Origin of the sequence: Mesorhizobium vachelliae, assembly GCF_033977325.1 — a bacterium.
Taxonomy (GTDB): Bacteria; Pseudomonadota; Alphaproteobacteria; order Rhizobiales; family Rhizobiaceae; genus Mesorhizobium; species Mesorhizobium vachelliae.
Map to the genome: position 1 here is coordinate 38,380 of NZ_JAVIIR010000004.1, position 18,049 is coordinate 56,428.

The window sequence follows — 18,049 nt, forward strand, 5'->3', positions numbered from 1 at the left end:
ACAAGGTCGCCCCATGCCCGATGCCTTCTCACGCTTCATCGCCTTCCTTGCCGTGGTCATGGCCCTTTTGTTTGCCGGGCTGCATTTCCACCAGGGCCACATCATCGCCACGCTCTATTTCATGACCGGCGCCGTTCTGGTGACGGCGGTGACGCGCATGAATGTGAGGCGAGGGGTGATTTAGGCGCTAGCGCTGGGAACTCCAATCAAAGTCTGCCTATTGCGTTTGCTAGTCGCTTAATAGTCAGATCGTTCACAAAAGACTTTGCTGCGTCGGTGGCGGCCCCGACCTCCGATGCGTTACTTGGATCGTCAACTTTCGAAAAGGCTAGGGTTAAGGTATCCTTGTTCTCACGCTCTATCGTAAGCAATTTGCCAGGCCCCTCGAAATGGGCAAGCGTCCAAGTTGGACCCACGCCATTGATATTTCGTATGACGTCGAACTCAATCGAACCGCCAAACAGCTTTTTGTCGGACTGCACGGCATAAGGTGTCGTAACACCCAATGTGACTTTATTCTCTACACCGAGATCGCCAGCTAAATTAGTGTCGGAAAGAGGGCATTGCCCGAATGAGTGATCTTTTTTCCACTTTCGATTGAGGTCTGGAATCGAAAAAATCATCTCTTGCGAGAATTGATCTGTTCTTGATCTGCTGTATTTCAAGCCAGCGTCTATTCCAAAAATATTCGTAGTAGAATATGTGAAGCTCGGACTTAACTCTCCGCTATTTGTGACATTAAGTTCCAAATCTGCGACAACCTGATAGTTTCCACCCAAAAGAGCTAGTCGGTGATCGTATGGCCGCCAATTCGCCGGATCATTCGGACCACGTTCGGTTTTGATTAGGTCAACGAGTTCGCACTGCAACCTTGATACTACCGATTGCACGGATGGCGATCCGTTGGACTCCCCAACGTCGAAATTCGATACACATCCAATTAGTGTCCATGTGCTGCACAATACAACCCACGCAGCCGACCGCCGCCCGATTCTCATGCTGCCCTCCCAAACCCCAATTATTAGATTGGGCAATGCCCTTTTTGCCAATCAGCCTTTCCTGCTTGTTTCTTTTTGAGTTGGGCGTCAACATAGTCGCATTCGCCCTTGCGCAATTCGCGGCATTGATCTGGATTACCATATGTAACCGCTATACAGGCCCCCACAGGGCCTAGCGTGTTTACATTTGCTTGTGGATTACCCGCGGCATCTTTGCCGACCGCATCGTTGTAGATTTGATCTAGTTCTGAAATGCCTATGTAGTTAGACATGATCCTCCCCCTTCGTGAAATTGCTACATATGGCAATCACGAACGCTTCCCTTAGCTGACGATGGTATCAGCTTCGCTTTGTTGCGCAAGTAGATTCTAATATAATATTTGGAAATTATTTTGGAGGGCAGCTGAGGTGCTGGACCAAAAACGAGATGCAGTATTTCGAGCGGTTTTGTCCCGCCTTGACTTGCACGGGTCACTAGATAACGAATGCGGAAAGTATGCTCAAAAAACAAATCATCTAACCATTTCGGGAGGTTAGATGGTGGGCGATGCAGGGATTGAACCTGCGACCCCACCCGTGTGAAGGGTGTGCTCTCCCGCTGAGCTAATCGCCCGCCTTAGGCCCGAAGGCCGAAGCGAGCCGCGATATAAGGTAGGCCGGTGAGTGAAGTCAAGGCGATGCGCCGACGATCTTGGGACTGAATTTTCCGGATCGGGAGGACGTAGAGTCGCAGGCTCAGTCTGCCGCCGCCATCAGCCGCTTGGCCAGTTGCGGCGTCAGCGTGTCGAAGTGGGAGATCACCAGGGTCGGTTCGAATTCGCGTACATGGCGGTCGGTATAACCGAAATCGACCGCCACCACGGGAATGCCGGCCGCCTTGGCGGTGTCGATGTCGGTCTGCGAATCGCCGACCATCACGGCGTTGTGCGGATCGCCGCCGGCCAGGCGGATCGTCTCGGTGAGATGGCGGGGGTCGGGTTTGCGGAAAGCAAAGGTGTCCTGGCCGCAGATCGCGGCAAAATAGCTCGACAGGCCAAGCGCGCCGATCAGCGTCGCGGAATTGGCTTCGTATTTGTTGGTGCAGACCGCCATCAGGTAGCCGGCGGCCTGGAAACGGTCGAGCGCGGCGATGACGCCCGGATAGGGGCGGGACTTGCCGGGGATGTTCAGCGTGTAGTGGTCGAGGAACAGTTTTAAGAGCCGATCGTGCTCCTCGGCCACCAGAGCCTTGTTCTGCGCGGCATGCGCGCGTTCGATCATGACGCGGCCGCCATGGCCGACGAAGCGCCGGAAACCGGCTTCATCGACAGCGGCGAGATCGCTTGCCGCCAGGCTGTGGTTGAGACTGTCGAGCAGGTCCGGCGCGGTGTCGATCAGCGTTCCATCCAGGTCGAAGACGATGATCGGGCGTGGCATGGGGCGTTCCTGTGGCAATTGAGTTGCCCGAGCCGATACAGGTTGGGCCGGGTTCAAGCAAGAAGCCTCGATCGGTCCACAGCGCGACCCTTTGATGGCCTTTGACGGGGCAGGCAAAAATGCTAGGAGGCGCGCGAAACCGGCGAAATCGGGGTTCTCCATGGATGCAAGGCAGTTGAAGGTCGAAGCCGCGCGGGCAGCGCTCGCCCATGTCGGCAGCGGCATGCGGCTCGGCATCGGCACCGGCACCACGGCGGAAGAGTTCGTGCGGCTCTTGGCCGAGAAAGTCGCGACGGGCCTCAAGGTCATCGGCGTGCCGACTTCCGAGCGCACCGCGGCGCTCTGCCGCGAGCTCGGCGTGCCGTTGTCCACGCTCGAGGACACGCCGGAACTGGACCTCACCATCGACGGCGCCGACGAGGTCGATCCGGACCTGACCTTGATCAAGGGCGGCGGCGGCGCGCTGCTGCGCGAGAAGATCGTCGCAGCGGCGTCCGACCGCATGATCGTGATTGCCGACAAGTCCAAGCTGGTCGGGACGCTCGGCCGGTTCCCGCTGCCGATCGAGGTCAACCAATTCGGCTTGCGCGCCACCGAGATCGCGATCAACGCGGCAGCGACGAAGCTCGGCCTTTCCGGCCCGGTTACATTGAGGATGACGGGCGGCCAGCCATTTGTTACAGACGGCGGCCACTTTATCCTCGATGCATCTTTTGGCCGCATTCCGGATACAAGAGCGCTTTCGAATGCTCTCTTCGCCATTCCAGGCGTTGTCGAGCACGGTCTATTCATCGGGCTGGCGTCAACGGCCATCATCGCCGGCGGCGACGGTATCGAAACCGTCCATGCAGCCTGAAACCAGGGAGTTCTACCGACTATGATGTTGCATAAACGAGTTCGCCGCTTTTCGATGCTTCTGGCGGCCTCGGCCGTCCTTGCGCTGTCTTCGCCGGTGTTTGCGCAGGACGTCAGCGAATCGCACCTGAAGGCCGCCCGCGCGGCCGTCGCCGCGATCCATGCGACGGACACGTTCGATAACATCCTGCCGCAGGCGGCTGCTGCGCTGGAATCGCAGCTCATCCAGAAGAACCCCGACATGCAGGAGCTGATCGGCAAGACCGTGACCGAGAAGGCGCTCGGCATGGCCTCGCGGCGCGCCGACCTCGAAAAGGAGGCCGCGCTTGCCTACGCCAAGGTGTTCTCCGAGAAGGACCTCAACGATATCGCCGCCTTCTATAATTCCGATGCCGGCAAGAAGCTTCTGGACAGCGGCCCCGCGGTGACGCGTGACCTCGTCAAGGCCGCCGATATCTGGCAGAACGGCGTCGCCCGCGATCTGGCACAGCAAGTCGGCGAGACGCTTGCTGCCGCAGCCAAGGCCAAGGCGCCGGCAGCACCGGCTCCGGACGCCACGGCGCCGGCTGACAATTCCGCTCCGGCCGACAACGCGGCTCCGGCTGACAATTCCGCTCCCGCAGACAATTCGGCCCCCGCGGACGATTCGCAGAACTGATCCGCGCCTACCGGCCGACGGCCGCTGGACTACAAAGCCCGGGTCTGCCCGGGCTTTTCTTTTGCCGTTTTGCAGCCTACCTGTGACCCGTCTTTCTCATCCGCAGGAGCTCAAGCGATGGCCGCTTACGACTATGATCTGTTCGTCATCGGCGGCGGCTCAGGCGGGGTGAGGGCGGCCCGGGTGGCAGCGTCCCTCGGCAAGCGGGTCGCCATCGCGGAGGAGTACCGCTTCGGCGGCACCTGCGTCATCCGAGGCTGCGTGCCGAAGAAGCTTTACGTCTATGCTTCGCAGTTTCCCGAACATTTCGCCGATGCCGCCGGCTATGGCTGGACCGTGCCCGAGGCGAGCTTCGACTGGCGGACGCTGGTTGCCAACAAAGACAAGGAGATCGCGCGGCTCGAGGCGATCTACAAGAAGAATGTCGAAGGCGCCGGCGGCGATACCTTCCATTCGCGCGCGGTGCTCGTCGACCCGCACTCCGTTTATCTGGTCGCGGAAGATCGCACCGTCAGCGCCGACCAGATCCTGATCGCTACCGGCGGGCGGCCGGCGTCGCACCCGGCGCTGTCCGGCCACGAATACTGCATCTTTTCCAACGAGGCCTTCGATCTCAAGGAGCTGCCGAAGGCGATCATGATCGAGGGCGGCGGCTACATCGCCGTCGAATTCGCCAACATTTTCCATGGCCTGGGTGTCGACACCACGCTGGTCTATCGCGGCCAGGAGATCCTCAGCCGCTTCGACATGGATCTGCGCCGCTCGCTGCATGAGACGATGGAGAAAAAGGGGATCAAGATCCTTTGCCCCGCGGTTTCGGAACGGGTGCGCAAGACCCCGGAGGGCAGGCTGGACGTGTTGCTGTCTTCCGGCCAAACCCTGACGGTCGACCAGGTCATGCTGGCGATCGGCCGTATTCCCAATACGGAGAATATGGGCCTGGAAGGCGTCGGCATCGAGCTCAGCAAGACAGGCGCGATCGTGGTCGACCGATATTCGCGCACCAATCTCGACAACATCTGGGCGATCGGCGACGTCACCCATCGCGTGCAACTGACGCCGGTCGCCATCCACGAGGCGATGTGCTTCATCGAGACCGCCTTCAAGGACAATCCGACCGCGCCGGATCACGATACCATTCCGACCGCGGTGTTCTCGCAGCCGGAGATCGGCACCGTCGGCCTGTCGGAAGACGATGCGATCAAGCGCTTCCCCGACGTCGAGATCTATCGAGCATCATTCCGTCCGATGCGGCATACGCTGTCGGGGCGCGAGGAGAAGATGCTGATGAAGCTGGTGGTCGACGGAGCGTCCAGGAAGGTGATCGGCGCGCATATTCTGGGGCCTGATGCCGGCGAGATGGCGCAGCTTCTCGGCATCCCGCTGAAGGCTGGCCTGACCAAGGACGATTTCGACCGCACCATGGCCGTGCATCCGACCGCGGCGGAGGAACTGGTGACGATGTACAAGCCGACCTATCGCGTGAAGAACGGCGAACGCGTTTAAAGCGCGTCGCGATCTTTCAGATTCGCTCCATACGCTTTAGGTTTTTGATTTTGCGCATGTCTTTATCCCGAAACCGGTTCCCACTTTCGGGAGACATGCTTTAAGCCCCGGATCGGGAAACCGCCGCCGGCATGACTGGCGGCGATAAGTCCCAAGTCTACAGCAGCGTGCCGCGCAGGATCACCAGCGCCACCGAGAAGTAGATCACCAGCCCGGTGACATCGACCAGCGTAGCGACGAACGGCGCCGAGGCGCTCGCTGGGTCGAAACCAATCCGCTTCAGCGCGAAGGGCAGCATCGATCCCGACAGCGAGCCGAAGGTGACGATGCCGACCAGCGCCGCGCCTACCGTCGCCGCAATCAGCATCCAGTGCGGACCGTAGTCGTAGAAGCCGAAATACTGCCAGAGCCCGATGCGGCAGATGCCGACGATGCCGAGGATCGAGCCGAGCACCACCCCGGTCGGCAACTCGCGCAGCGCCACCCGCCACCAGTCGCGCAGCCCGATCTCGCGCAGCGCCAGCGCGCGGATGACAAGCGACGTCGCCTGCGAGCCGGAATTGCCGCCGGAACTCATGATCAGCGGGATGAAAAGGGTGAGCACGATCGCCCGTTCCAGCTCGCTCTCGTAGCTCTGCATGGCGTTGGCCGTCAGCATCTCGCTGAGAAACAACGCGCAGAGCCAGCCGGCGCGCTTCTGGATCATGGCGAGGAAGCTCATCTTCATATAGGGCTCGTCCAGGGCCTCCATGCCGCCGAAACGATGCACGTCCTCGGTCGTCTCCTCGATCATCGTGTCGATGATGTCGTCGACGGTAACGATGCCCAGGATCCTGCCGTGGTCGACGACAGGCAAGGCGAGCAGGTCGTATTTGGAGATGGTCTGCGCCAGGTTCTCGCGGTCGGTGAGCGGCGTCACCGTCACCGGCATGCGGTCGGGCGCCACCGACAGGATCGAATCCTCCGGGTTGCCGGTGATCAGCCGGCGCAATCCGGTCGAACGCAGCAGGAGCTGCGTGTCCGGATCGACGATGTAGATGGCGTAGATGGTTTCGCGCGTACGCTCGACCTTGCGGATGTAGTCGAGCGTGCGGCCCACGGTCCAGTCGGAAGGCACGCTGACGAATTCCGTCGTCATGATCGAGGCGGCGCTGCCCTCCGGGTATCCCAGGATGGACAGCAGCGTCGCGCGCAGCGGCGGCGCCAAGGCGCCGAGCAGCTCAGAGCGGGCCGGTTCGTCCAACTCGCGCAGGATGTCGGCCGCGCGGTCGACCGACATGGCGGTCAAAAGCTTGCTCGCCTTGGGGCGGGGCAGGGCCTCGGCTAGCTCGGGCGCTGCTTCGAGTTCCGGCTGGTCGAAAATCTCGACCAGACGCTCGAACGGCACGGCGCACAGCAGCTCGATGGCTGTCTCGCGGGGCTCGTGGTTGAGGGCTTCGACGACGTCAGCGACGTGATCGTTGGCTAGAACACGGGCGACGGCGACGGCTTCGTCGTCCAGTACGGGTGCGAATTCGTTCATGGCTCACTCCTTGCCGTCCGGCAGGACGTGAGCCATCAGGTCACGTCAGGGCGGACGGCGGTTGCGTTCGACTGTGACTGTCGCCAGGCATGGCGGGTTGACCTTTCTGCTCGCGGGGTTCGCGCATGACCCCGAAAATCGGTTTCGATTTTCGGAAAGGATCATGCGCAAATTCTAAGTTTCTACAGCGTCTTTTGCCCGTCCAAGCGACGCGCGGCGCTGTAGGTTTGAATTTGGCGAGCGGGCGCAACATAGGAGCGGTTTTTGCCGAGTCAATCGCGAAGCATTGGAAAACGCACGCGGATTGCGCTGATCGCGAGACTGTGATCGGCGGCGCCCTCTGGCGCAGCCATCGCCTCACCCAAAGGCTTGGTATGACTGTTATTTCTGCTTCAGCCGGCGGAAGCGCAGCCACTTGTCCTCGACCGGCCGCGGCTGGGTGAGAATTGTGGTGAGCTCGCGCGGCAGGCTGGGAGCAAGCGGCTTCTTGGTGGCCACGCCGTCGGAGATCGAAACCACGCTGTGGTAGAATTCCTCGCCGGAAAGCGAGCGCGGCGCCACGGCCTCGTGCATGACGCTGATGACGGTGACGTTCGGGCAATTGTCCTTGATCGCCTGGTGGAAGGCGATCTTGCCTTCAGGATCGAGCGCGCCGGTCGCTTCGTCGAGGAAGAGAAGCCCCGGCTGCCGCAGAATGATGCGCGCGACCACCAGCTTCTGCTTCTGGCCACCCGAAAGCACTTGGTCCCAGGTCTTGCCCTCGCGGCTCTCGTCGGCCAGATGTTCGATAAAGTCGCCCAGGCCAGCCTTGTGCAGGGCGGCCGCGACCTGCGTATCGCTGTGGTCGTTCTCGGAACCCGGCAGGCAGACGAGCTGCTTCAGCGAGACCTGCTGCAGCTTGACCTCCTGAGCGGCGTAGAAGCTCGTCACACCCTCCGGGAAGACGATTGTGCCACGGCCATACGGCCACAGGCCGTTGATCGCCTTGATCAGCGAGGTCTTGCCGCAGCCGGACTCGCCCTTGAGGAAGGTCCATTCGCCGCGGCGGAAGCGCAGATTGGCGGCACTGAGGAAGGGCGTCGCGTCCTCGCCCTGATGCGCCAGCTCGAGCTTCTGGATGGTCAGGCCGAACACCGGATTCTGGCTGGCGTAGCTGAAGTCGGAGCGGCCGGTCTGCTGATAGAATACCCGCGGGTGCTGGACGTTCTCGATGGCGTTGGCGAGTTCGGTCACGCGCTGGCTGTTGGCCCTTAGCGTCGCGATCGCCGGCATCACGTGGATAAACCAAGAGCACTGGCTGATCAACTGAGCGACCATTTCGGAGCCGGTGATGTAGCCTTTGTAGTCCAGGCGGTTATGGATGAACGACACGAGGCCCGGGGCATAGGCAACGATACGGGCGCCGACGAAATTGTAGATCAGCTCGAACGACGTGTAGCTGGTGTTGACGACATTGAGCCGCCCCCACGTCTTGTCGATATCGACATAGAGCCTGTCATGCATCGACTTTTGCACGCCCTCGCCATGCGAGGCGGCGACATGGAAGCTGCGGCGCAGGAATGTCGTCAGCTCGCTGCGGTAGCTGCCCTCGGCCTGCTGCATGCGCACATTGAGCCGCTCGAGCATTCGCCCGAGCTTGACGGCGATCCAGGTGTTCAGCGGCACGTAGGTGGCGACCGCGAGGAAGGCTAGCACCGCTGTGCCATAGCTGCCCAGGAATTCCAGGCCCTTAACCTCGACCGAGGATCCAATCAGGTTTTCGCCGATGAAATAGAGCGAAGTCGCGACACCCAGCACGCCCATGGCAAGCCCGATAGCGCCGCCGGTCATGTCCTTGATCGATTCCTGGATGCGTTGGTCGATGTTGTCCGGAGCGACGATGCCGCCCGCCACCGAGCCGTGCTGCGCATGGAAATGGGTATGGTTGCCGTCGAGCAGGGCCTGGTTGAACTGGTTGTTCAGCCAGCCTCGCCATTTGCGGTGCAACGTCGTTGAAACGAGATTGCGCACGCCGGTGAAGCCGGCATCCTTCAGCACAACCAACAGCACCAAAATACCGGCATTGGTCAGAATGGTCTGCAAGGGGTGGGGGTTGGCTGCGTCGTGGAGGAAGGCGATCGAGTTGCCCAACTCGCCCAACGCCACGGCAAACCAGACGCCGGCCTTGCTGGATAATGCCGTCAGCAGCGCGATGACGATGGTGAGGGTCCAGGCTTCCTTCCACCGGTCGGAGAACCAGTAGGCTCGCATCAGCCCCCAGAATGTACGCATCGACGATACCGGCGTCAGGGACGAGGCCTTTGCCTCGTTGGATGTTTGCTCCGGTACTGTACGTTGCGGTCTACCGACCTCAGTCACGATCCCGCCCAAACCTTTCTAGTTTTGTTACACAGGGTAACACCAATTGATCATTTTCCATTAATTTTCTGCCGGAGAATGTGAACAGGGTTACCCGCCGTGGCGCGATGGCAACAGAAGAGCTGTGCCGAGGGGCCGCTCATCGAGCCGATTTTGGCTTTTATTCCAGTATGTTAAAGGTAATTATGCCAGCCGGCAAAAAGCTTCCCCAACGGAAGCAAAAAACACGAGTTTGTGAACGAAAGAGAGGTGCCAATCTGCCGAAATGACTACTGCGCGGTGACCGGAATGCCCGAAAATTTACCGTCCGTGAGCTCTTCAAGCTTGTTCGATTCGCCCTTTCCCGAAGCACTGAAATGACCGGAAACTGTCTTTGCGGCGGGGTCGTATTTGTCGATGACGATCTCGCCAATGGCGAAACGGACATGGCCGACCATGGCGCCGGCATCGAGGATGTTGAAATTGGCGCTGTTCGCGGTCGACCCGGTCTTGAGCTTATAGCTGCCGGCAAGGTCGTTCGGATCCTTGAGCACCAGCATCGAATTGAAGGTCATGGTCGGCGAGCCCTGCTCGGTTCCCGACAGGTTCAGCATCGGCTTGCCGGCCATCTGCATCGTCTGGGCCAGGGTGAAAGACGCTGTCCAGGGTTTACTTTCGAAGGTCGCCGACATGACGGCTTCCTCGGCGGACACATGCTGCAATGTCAGCGGAAGGCCGAAGGCGAGAGGCAAGCACAGCAGCAACAGTGCGCGACGCCTGACCGCCATTTCGTGCCCCTCAAATCAGCTAAACCCTTGCGGGTTTTAGCTTAGCGCCGTGTTCAAGGCGATTCACCAGATCGTGTGTGGCGAGCCGACTGTTAAATAGGGGCGATCCAGGAAAAATGCGCGACGGCTTGCCGTCCGGAATTGCGTGGAAGAAACACTCAGCCTGCGGTGGTTTCCAGCTCGCCGCGCGCCTTGGCCTGGGCCACCTGGCGGATCGCGTCGGCAAGCGTGTCGGCATCCTGCGCGCCCATCACCGCATATTTGCCTTCGAGCAGGAAGCAGGGTACGCCGGTGATGCCCATGCGCGAAGCGGTGGCGATCTCGTTGCGGACTGCCTCGACGTCGGCGTCGGTCGGCAGCAGCGTCTCGACCACGGACGCATCCATGCCGGCCTCGCCTGCGGCCTTCGCCAGCACGGCATGGTCGCCAATGTTCACGCCTTCCTCGAAATTCAGCTGGAAGAGGCGGCCAACCAGCCGGTTCTGCACATCTTCACCGGCGGCGCCGGCCCAGCGGATGACGCGATGAGCATCCAGCGTGTTGGCGGCGACCTTGATGGCGCCAAAGGCAAAATGGATGCCCTCGGCCTCGCCGAGCGGCTCGATGCGCGCGTGGATCTGCTGGATGCGTTCCTCGCTGCCGAACTTGCCGAGCATATATTGGCGGCGATCCATGCCCTGAGGCGGGATGGTCGGATCGAGCTGGAACGGCCGCCAGCGGACATGCACGTCGACATCACTTGTAGAAGCGATGGCCGTGTCCAGCCGCTTCTGGCCGATGAAGCACCAGGGGCAGACGACATCGGACACGACATCGACGGTGATGGAGTTCTCGGCGCTCATGCTCGTCTCCTGTTCGGGCCCGATTGGGTTGGGTTGGTCAGTTGAGCTTTCGCCACCAGGTCGGCAGCTGATAGCCGAATATGGGGGTCTTTTGCGGATGTTCCAGATAACTCCAGTAAGCGAGCCATTGCTGCGTGTTGTATTGCATCGGCACGATATAGTTGCCTGAGATCAGCAGCCGGTCGAGCACGCGCACCGCGGCGATATAGTCTTCCTTGGTCCGGGCGTTGAGCATTGCGTCGATCACGGCGTCGATCGCCGGGTCGGCGACGCCGGCGAGGTTGAACGATCCTTCCGTCTTCGCGGCGACCGATCCCCAGCGGCCGAGCTGCTCACTGCCGGGCGACAGCGAATTGCTGAAGCCGCTCGTGCCGATCAGCGCCTCGAAGTCATAGCGTTGCTTGCGCGACTGGATCTGGTCGCCGTCGAGGGTGCGGATGCTGACACCTATGCCGATCTTCTCCAGCGTGCGCTGGTAGATGGCGGCCAGCCGCTCCTCGTCCTGCGAGGAGGTCAGTATCTCGAAGCTGAAGGGATTTCCCTGCGGGTCGAGCATCTTGCCGTCCTGCACGTGGAAGCCGGCGCTCTTCAGCAATTCGAAGGCAGCTTTAAGCACCTTGCGATCCTGGCCCGAACCATCCGTCACCGGTGGGTGCCAGGTGCCGTCCATCACGTCGGGCGGCACGCGATCCGGGTAGGGGGCAAGCAGCGCCTTTTCGCGATCGTCGGCCGGATGGCCAAGCGCGGACAACTCGGAATTCTGCCAATAGCTCATGGTGCGGTTGAACTTGCCGCCGAACAGGTTCTTGTTCGCCCATTCGAAGTCGTAGAGCATGCCGAGCGCGCGGCGCACGACCGGATTGGCGAATTTCGGCAGCCTGGTGTTGAACAGGAAGCCGGTCACCACCGGGGGGATGCCGGTGTTGAAATATTCTTCCTTCACATCGCCCTTTCGGAAGGCCGGAAAGTCGATGTCGCGCTCACGCTTGACCGGATCGGTCTCGTCATCGAGGGCGCAGATGCCTTTCTTGAACGCTTCCGTCTTGGCGTTGGCGTTGAGAAAATACTCGATGGTGACCTGGTCGAAATTGTCGAAGCCGCGCTTGGACGGGACGTCCTTGCCCCAGTAATCCGGATTCCGCTTGAAGACGATACGCTGCCCCGGCAGCACCTTGTCTACAGTGTAGGGACCGCTGCCGATCAGCGGCTTCAGCGTGGTCTTGTCGAACGTGTCCTTGTCGAAGGCGTGCTTCGGGACGATCGGCGTTAGCGCGATGATCAGCGGGAATTCACGGTTGGCCTTGTCGTTGAAGATGAACTTCACGCTGTGCTCGCCGGTCTTCTCCAGCTTGGCGATCATGCTCATGCGGTCGCTGTAGGGCGGGCGCCCCTTCTCGGCGAAGACGTCGTAGGTGAAGAGCACGTCCTCCGGCGTGACCGGCTGGCCGTCAGACCATTTTGCGTTGGGGTTGAGATGGAACTCGATGCTCTTGCGGTCCGGATCCATGTCGGCGCTGTCGGCAAGCAGTCCGTAGAGGCTGAAAGGCTCGTCATAGTTGCGCTGCATCAACGGCTCGAAGACGAGATTGCCGTAGACCGTATCGATCATGCCGCGCGCAGTGGTGCGCAGGCTTTTCAGGATGAAGGGATTGAGGTTGTCGAAGGAGCCGACGACGCAATAGGTGACGCTTCCGCCTTTTGGCGCGTCCGGATTGACGTAGTCGAAATGCTTGTAGTCGGGCGGCAGCGCCGGCTCGCCCTGCATGGCAATGCCGTGCTTCGGCTCCGACTGTGCCGGAAGGAGCGAAAGAGCCAGAAACGACGTTGCGGCGATCAGCCGAACGAGAACGCGGTCCATGACCGTCTCCTTGCCGGGCGGCTTTGTGATTCGCCATGCACCGTAGAGCATTTCGCTATCCGATTGAATCGGCGTGCCAGCGGGAATCGGGTTCAGCCGCTCCATCGCCGATATGCTCGCCAACGGGAGAGGAAACCGCGAAGAAATCGCGGAAACCGGGCTGGATTCGACGCCGCTGGCAGTGTAACACGCGCTCCGAAGTCATCCTGTTGCCTCATTTGGGCAACAGGTAGCTGGACCACACGGCACGAAGAAGCCGGTCCCCGGGATCATTTGAGAGGAAAGTGCACCATATGACGATCAACGCGTACCGCCTTTCGGTGCTGGCCGCAGGCGTGGTCGGCGTTCTGGGCGCCGGGCTTTTCACCGCCTCGGCCCAACAGCAGCCGCAGATTCCTCAGGGCTGGTTCAAGGCCTGCACCAAGCAGGAAGACGTCGACATCTGCAACGTGCAGAACATCGTCACCGCCGGCAACGGCCAGCTCGTCACCGGCGTCAGCCTGATCGAGCTCAAGGGCAAGGTGAACCGCAAGGTCTTCCAGGTCACGGTCCCGACCGGCCGCCTCGTGCCTCCCGGCATCGCGCTGCAGATCGATGCCGGCAAGGCGCAGAAGCTCGACTATGTGATCTGCTTCCCGGATCGCTGCGTGGCGGAGGTGCCGCTGAGCGACCAGCTCGTCGCTTCCTTCAAGAAGGGGCAGGGGATCACGCTCACCTCGATCAACTTCCAGAACCAGCCGAACCCGATCAAGATCGCGCTCACCGGCTTCAGCGGCGCCTATGACGGCCCGCCGCTGCAGCAGTCGGACATCGAGGACCGGCAGAAGAAGCTGCAGGACTTCGTCGCCAAGAACAACCAGGACTTCGCCAAGAAGCTCAAGGACGAGCAGGACAAGGCCAAGACCGCGAACTGATCGCGGAAGCGCGTTTTCAGAACAAAAAAGCGGGGCAAATGCCCCGCTTTTTTGTTGCCAAGGCGCTGTCCGCCTTGGGCGATGTGCTTTGCGCTTCAGTGCTTCGACTGGCGCTTCGGCTCGTAGCGGCCGTCCGGGAGCTTGTCGAACATCTCGCCGATCTGCGGATGCCGCACCGGCTCGCCGGACCGGTCCTCGAGCAGGTTTTGCTCCGACACATAGGCGATGTATTCGGTCTCCGAATTCTCCGCCAGAAGATGGTAGAAAGGCTGGTCCTTGCGCGGACGCACGTCGGCGGGAATGGCTTCGTACCATTCCTCGGTGTTGGCGAATTCGGCATCGACGTCGAAGATCACGCCGCGGAACGGAAACAGCCTGTGGCGAACCACTTGCCCGATCGAGAATTTGGCCGTTTTCATCACGTTCACCACTTAGGTTCCGAGGCGCCCCTTCGTGGCTGCGCGCAAGGCGCCTAAGAGATTGATTTTACACGTCACGCGGCCAAAAATCGACCCCGACTTTCGGCTTGGGCCTATTTGGCGCAGGGTTAGCCGCAATTCAATTGCCGCGCTCCATGCTGCAAGCCACGGATGGGCTACGCGTAAGGTTTCGCAGACGGACTGAAAACACGCGGCGATCGGCTTCTAGTGCGCGGTCGGTTTGCGCAGCCCGCCGGCAATGGCGCGAAAGCCGCTGCCCGGCCGCAGCCCCTCGCGCATGAAGAAGGCGCGTAGCGGCGCGAAGCTGCCAAGCGCATTGAGCCCGGCGCTGCGCGCCAGCTGCGCCGGCAGCATGTCGGACAAGAGCGACATGTTGAGCAGGTTCACCGCGCCGCTGCGCGCCCATATGTCGGGCCGGCGTCTCGTGTCATAGGCGGCGAGGGTCCGGCGCGATCCGGGATCGCTGCTGTTTTCACTCGCGATTCCAATCAGATCTTCGATATCCCTGATGCCGAGGTTGAGGCCTTGCGCGCCGATCGGCGGAAACACATGCGCTGCTTCACCGACCAGCGCCACGCGGTTTTGCGCGAAACGGCCGGGCGAGGCCGCCGACAACGGATAGACCTGGCGACCTGGCTCGACCGAGACCCGGCCGAGCATCGATTGCATCTGTTCCTCGATACGCGTCGACAAGGTGGCATCGTCGAGCGCCGCCAGCTCCTGCGCCGTCTCCGGCTTCACCACCCAGACAAGGCTGGAGCGCCGGCCGGGCAGCGGCACCTGCGTGAACGGCCCCGTTTCGGTGTGGAATTCGGTCGAGACGAAGCCGTGCTCGCTGCGGTGGCCGAAATTGAGGACAAGCGCCGACTGCGGATACGACCGCGCGGAGGCGCGAATGCCTGCGGCTTCCCGCGCCGGAGACAGGCGGCCATCGGCGGCGACCGCCAGCGACGCCGAGACTTCGCTGCCGTCAGCCAGCCTGGCATGGGCCTGGTCGGCGTCAAGCCTCCAGGACTCGACGGTGGATTTCAGCCAATGAATGCCATCATGAGCTGAAACAGCCCTGGCGAGGATGGGGATGAGAGCCTTGTTCGGCAGATTGAGCCCGAACTGTTCCTCGTCGATCTCGCTGGCGCGGAAAGTCACGGTTGGACTGCGGATCAGCCGCCTTGTTGCGTCGACGATACGCATCACCTTGAGCGGCGCGGCCTGCGGCCTCAGCTCGGCAAGGACGCCCAGCCGGTCAAGGACTTTCAGGGCGGGATTCATAAGGGCTGTGGTGCGGCCATCGGCGGTGTTGGCTTCAGGGCCGACCAGCGTCACGTCGAAGCCGGCCTCGGCGAAGCCGAGCGCCGCGATCAGGCCGGCCGGACCGCTGCCAGCAACCAGGATGCGGGCTTTGTCGTTGTGCTCCACGCCAGGCTTCCACAATGAGAGGCGACCCGTCGGGCCTTTATCTGGATATAGGGCAGATCAGCCGGCTTGATCAACGCGGCGATTCAGCCCATTCGATTGTCATGAGCGGCGAGCAGCATGATTTCAGCCATCTCGACCGCGCGGGCCGCGCGACGGCGGACGTCGCGCGCAGCCCGCGTCTCGCGGTCACGCTCACGATTGGTATCGGCGTTGCCTTTGCCTGGTTCCTTCTCGGCGCGATGGCGATCCGCGGTGCCGAAAGCCGCCCTGCCGGCGCGCCCGGCGATATGTTGCTGAAAAATCTGCCCAGCCTGCCGTTGCCGGATTTCCTGGACCGGTTCTTCACTCTTTGCCTCGCGCCGGCACCGCTTGCCGGCCCGGCCGTCGTGCAAGCATCGGCGCTTGTGCTGATGTGGTTCCTGATGGCCGTGGCGACAATGCTGCCTTCGGCGGCGCCTTTGATCCGCACCTATTGCGAAATCGCCGATACGGCGAGGATGAAGGGCGAGCCCGTCGTTCATCCGCTGGTGCTTGTCGCCGGGTATCTCACCACATGGCTTGCCGCGTCCATGGGTTTCACGATGTTGACGCTCGCGGTCTACGCCTTTGCCGGTTCCGGCCGGATGCTCGATCCCGCCGTCGGCCTTGCTGGTGTCGCGGCGCTGCTTGTCGCCGGCCTCTATCAATTCAGCGGCCTGAAACAGGCATGCCTGGAGAAGTGCCGCAACCCGTTCTCGATCCTGTTCGCCAACTGGAGCGCGAAACCGGCCCGCATCTTCCGCCTGGGATTGGAGCAGGGCGTCTGGTGCCTCGGTTGCTGCTGGGCGCTGATGCTGGTGATGTTCGCTGTCGGAGCGATGAACGTCTTCTGGATGGCGCTGATCGGCCTGTTCACACTGATCGAAAAACAGACCGCCGGCAGGGTGGCCAGCCGGGTTGCCGGTGCGATACTGCTTGTGTGGGCGGTGGCCCTGCTATTAGTTTCGGCGTGAGGGAGAATTCGATGACCGACCAAAGCTGGGCAATGAAAGGGGAGCTGGTACTCTCCTGCAATTGCACGGTTTTCTGTCCCTGCGTGCTGTCGCTCGGCAGCCATCCGCCGACAGAAGGCTACTGCCAGACCTGGGCCGGCTTCCGCATCGACGCGGGCCATTTCGGCGAAGTCGACCTTTCCGGCCTCAATCTCGGCCTGGTCATGGAGATCCCCGGTTACATGAGCCGCGGCAACTGGACGGCCGGCCTGTTCATCGACAAGCGCGCCTCGGTCTATGCGGTGAAGGCGCTGACCAAGATCTTCACCGGCAAGGCCGGCGGCACCACCTCGCTGCTGTCGATCCTCGTCGGGAAATTCCTTGGCGTCGAGCAGGTGCCGATCACTTATGAGACGCGTGACAAGACGCGCGTCTTCCAGATACCGAAGATCATCGACGGCGCGGTGACGCCTATCCCCGGCAAGGACCGCGAGAAGGATACGGTGATCACCAATTCCGAATACTGGATCGCGCCGGAGATCATCGTGGCGAAGTCCGACAAGAGCAAGATGCGCGCCTTTGGCCGCAACTGGAATTTCGCCGGCCGCTCGGCCGAGATCTGCAAGCTGGACTGGCGGGGACCGTGAGCAAGAACACAACGGCCAGGAAAGCGGCGAAAAAGATCGCGCAGCGGATCCCGTTGCCGAAGAAGAAGGTGACGTGGCCGCAGGCGCGCGCGTTCTCCGTGCATCTGCTCACGGCGTCAGGATCGTTCCTTGCCTTCCTGTCGCTTGTGGCGGCGAGCGAGGAACGCTGGACGGCGATGTTCTGGTGGCTTGGGCTGGCGCTGTTCGTCGACGGCATCGACGGCCCGATCGCCAGGAAGCTAGAGGTCAAGGAAATCCTGCCGACATGGTCGGGCGAACTCCTCGACAACATCATCGACTATGTCACTTACGTGCTCATTCCGGCATTCGCGCTCTATCAGCGCGGCCTCATGGGCGAGAACCTGTCCTTCCTGTCGGCGGCCATCATCGTCGTCTCCAGCGCGATCTACTATGCCGACACCGGCATGAAGACGAAGGAGAACTTCTTCAAGGGATTCCCCGTCGTCTGGAACATGGTGGTGTTCACGCTCTTCGTCATCGAGCCCGGGCAATGGGTGTCTTTTGCCGTGGTGGTGGTCGCCGGCATCCTCACTTTCGTGCCGATCAACTTCATCCATCCGGTGCGCGTCGTGAGGTTGCGGCCGGTCAATCTCGGGATGACGCTTTTGTGGTGTGCCTTCGGCGCGCTGGCGCTGGCACAGGCAGCCCTTGCAGCCTTCTATGACAAGATCGGCGTTCTCAGCGAACAGGTCAGCGACTTCACCAAGATCGGCATCACGATCACCGGCCTCTATCTCGCCAGTATCGGCGGCATCATGCAGATGTTCCCCAATCTGGGCGCCAGGAAATCCTGAACTGGCTTTTGCCGAAGCATGATCTTTCCGCATCATGCACCAGATCCTGTCCATAACCTTCGGAGA

18 protein-coding genes and 1 tRNA gene are annotated in these 18,049 nt (G+C 61.3%); 8 read left to right on the top strand and 11 right to left on the bottom strand.

What is annotated here, in order from left to right; genetic code table 11:
* Window positions 1–13: 13 nt before the first annotated feature.
* Window positions 14–184: a hypothetical protein gene (locus RFM41_RS10320; RefSeq protein WP_320245148.1), complete on the top strand. Its 171-nt coding sequence runs from the start codon at window positions 14–16 to the stop codon at window positions 182–184.
* A 22-nt stretch (window positions 185–206) separates the two neighbouring features.
* Here RFM41_RS10320 and RFM41_RS10325 read toward each other — a convergent pair whose 3' ends face one another.
* From RFM41_RS10325 to RFM41_RS10340, 4 genes are all read right to left on the bottom strand, one after another.
* Complete coding sequence (locus tag RFM41_RS10325; protein WP_320245149.1) at window positions 207–890, bottom strand: hypothetical protein; 684 nt, start codon at window positions 888–890, stop codon at window positions 207–209.
* Window positions 891–1,021: 131 nt separating this feature from the next.
* Complete coding sequence (locus RFM41_RS10330; RefSeq protein WP_320245150.1) at window positions 1,022–1,270, bottom strand: hypothetical protein; 249 nt, start codon at window positions 1,268–1,270, stop codon at window positions 1,022–1,024.
* Between the two features lie 266 nt (window positions 1,271–1,536).
* Window positions 1,537–1,611, bottom strand: a tRNA-Val gene (locus RFM41_RS10335).
* Window positions 1,612–1,733: 122 nt separating this feature from the next.
* Window positions 1,734–2,414, bottom strand: coding sequence for a phosphoglycolate phosphatase (locus RFM41_RS10340; protein WP_320245151.1), 681 nt, complete (start codon window positions 2,412–2,414; stop codon window positions 1,734–1,736).
* Window positions 2,415–2,574: 160 nt separating this feature from the next.
* Here RFM41_RS10340 and rpiA point away from each other — a divergent pair, with 160 nt between their 5' ends.
* The 3 genes from rpiA (at window position 2,575) to gor (ending at window position 5,433) form a co-directional block, all read left to right on the top strand.
* On the top strand, window positions 2,575–3,270 hold the full coding sequence (gene rpiA / locus RFM41_RS10345) for a ribose-5-phosphate isomerase RpiA (RefSeq protein ID WP_320245152.1): 696 nt from the start codon (window positions 2,575–2,577) through the stop codon (window positions 3,268–3,270).
* A gap of 21 nt (window positions 3,271–3,291) precedes the next feature.
* Window positions 3,292–3,927, top strand: coding sequence for a DUF2059 domain-containing protein (locus RFM41_RS10350; protein ID WP_320245153.1), 636 nt, complete (start codon window positions 3,292–3,294; stop codon window positions 3,925–3,927).
* 117 nt (window positions 3,928–4,044) lie between these two features.
* Window positions 4,045–5,433 carry a glutathione-disulfide reductase gene (gor, locus tag RFM41_RS10355; RefSeq protein ID WP_320245154.1) on the top strand — a complete coding sequence of 463 codons (1,389 nt, stop codon included), beginning with the start codon at window positions 4,045–4,047 and terminating at the stop codon, window positions 5,431–5,433.
* Window positions 5,434–5,590: 157 nt separating this feature from the next.
* Here gor and mgtE read toward each other — a convergent pair whose 3' ends face one another.
* From mgtE to RFM41_RS10380, 5 genes are all read right to left on the bottom strand, one after another.
* The gene (gene mgtE / locus RFM41_RS10360) at window positions 5,591–6,955 is read right to left on the bottom strand and encodes a magnesium transporter (protein ID WP_320245155.1); all 1,365 of its coding nucleotides are present in this window, start codon (window positions 6,953–6,955) and stop codon (window positions 5,591–5,593) included.
* A 381-nt stretch (window positions 6,956–7,336) separates the two neighbouring features.
* On the bottom strand, window positions 7,337–9,226 hold the full coding sequence (locus tag RFM41_RS10365) for an ABC transporter ATP-binding protein/permease (protein WP_320245156.1): 1,890 nt from the start codon (window positions 9,224–9,226) through the stop codon (window positions 7,337–7,339).
* Between the two features lie 356 nt (window positions 9,227–9,582).
* Window positions 9,583–10,080: a DUF6252 family protein gene (locus tag RFM41_RS10370; protein WP_320245157.1), complete on the bottom strand. Its 498-nt coding sequence runs from the start codon at window positions 10,078–10,080 to the stop codon at window positions 9,583–9,585.
* Between the two features lie 158 nt (window positions 10,081–10,238).
* Window positions 10,239–10,922 (bottom strand): DsbA family oxidoreductase, encoded by a 684-nt coding sequence (locus RFM41_RS10375; RefSeq protein ID WP_320245158.1) that lies wholly within the window; start codon window positions 10,920–10,922, stop codon window positions 10,239–10,241.
* A 37-nt stretch (window positions 10,923–10,959) separates the two neighbouring features.
* The gene (locus tag RFM41_RS10380; protein ID WP_320245159.1) at window positions 10,960–12,780 is read right to left on the bottom strand and encodes an extracellular solute-binding protein; all 1,821 of its coding nucleotides are present in this window, start codon (window positions 12,778–12,780) and stop codon (window positions 10,960–10,962) included.
* Window positions 12,781–13,073: 293 nt separating this feature from the next.
* Here RFM41_RS10380 and RFM41_RS10385 point away from each other — a divergent pair, with 293 nt between their 5' ends.
* Window positions 13,074–13,694, top strand: a complete 621-nt coding sequence (locus RFM41_RS10385) for an invasion associated locus B family protein (protein WP_095765425.1) — start codon at window positions 13,074–13,076, stop codon at window positions 13,692–13,694.
* A gap of 95 nt (window positions 13,695–13,789) precedes the next feature.
* On the opposite strand, the gene hspQ is transcribed toward RFM41_RS10385, so the two are convergent.
* Entirely contained in the window at window positions 13,790–14,113 is a 324-nt protein-coding gene (gene hspQ, locus RFM41_RS10390) for a heat shock protein HspQ (RefSeq protein WP_320245160.1), read from the bottom strand.
* Between the two features lie 225 nt (window positions 14,114–14,338).
* Complete coding sequence (locus RFM41_RS10395) at window positions 14,339–15,550, bottom strand: UbiH/UbiF family hydroxylase (RefSeq protein WP_320245161.1); 1,212 nt, start codon at window positions 15,548–15,550, stop codon at window positions 14,339–14,341.
* A gap of 101 nt (window positions 15,551–15,651) precedes the next feature.
* Between RFM41_RS10395 and RFM41_RS10400 the strand changes: the two genes are divergently transcribed.
* The 3 genes from RFM41_RS10400 to pcsA are packed head-to-tail and all read left to right on the top strand — an operon-like array spanning window position 15,652 to window position 17,983.
* On the top strand, window positions 15,652–16,542 hold the full coding sequence (locus tag RFM41_RS10400) for a DUF2182 domain-containing protein (protein WP_320245483.1): 891 nt from the start codon (window positions 15,652–15,654) through the stop codon (window positions 16,540–16,542).
* An 11-nt stretch (window positions 16,543–16,553) separates the two neighbouring features.
* On the top strand, window positions 16,554–17,168 hold the full coding sequence (locus RFM41_RS10405; RefSeq protein WP_292422716.1) for a DUF1326 domain-containing protein: 615 nt from the start codon (window positions 16,554–16,556) through the stop codon (window positions 17,166–17,168).
* Window positions 17,165–17,983, top strand: coding sequence for a phosphatidylcholine synthase (gene pcsA, locus RFM41_RS10410; RefSeq protein ID WP_320245162.1), 819 nt, complete (start codon window positions 17,165–17,167; stop codon window positions 17,981–17,983). Before RFM41_RS10405 ends, pcsA begins: the two co-directional genes overlap by 4 nt.
* The last annotated feature ends 66 nt before the right edge of the window (window positions 17,984–18,049 follow it).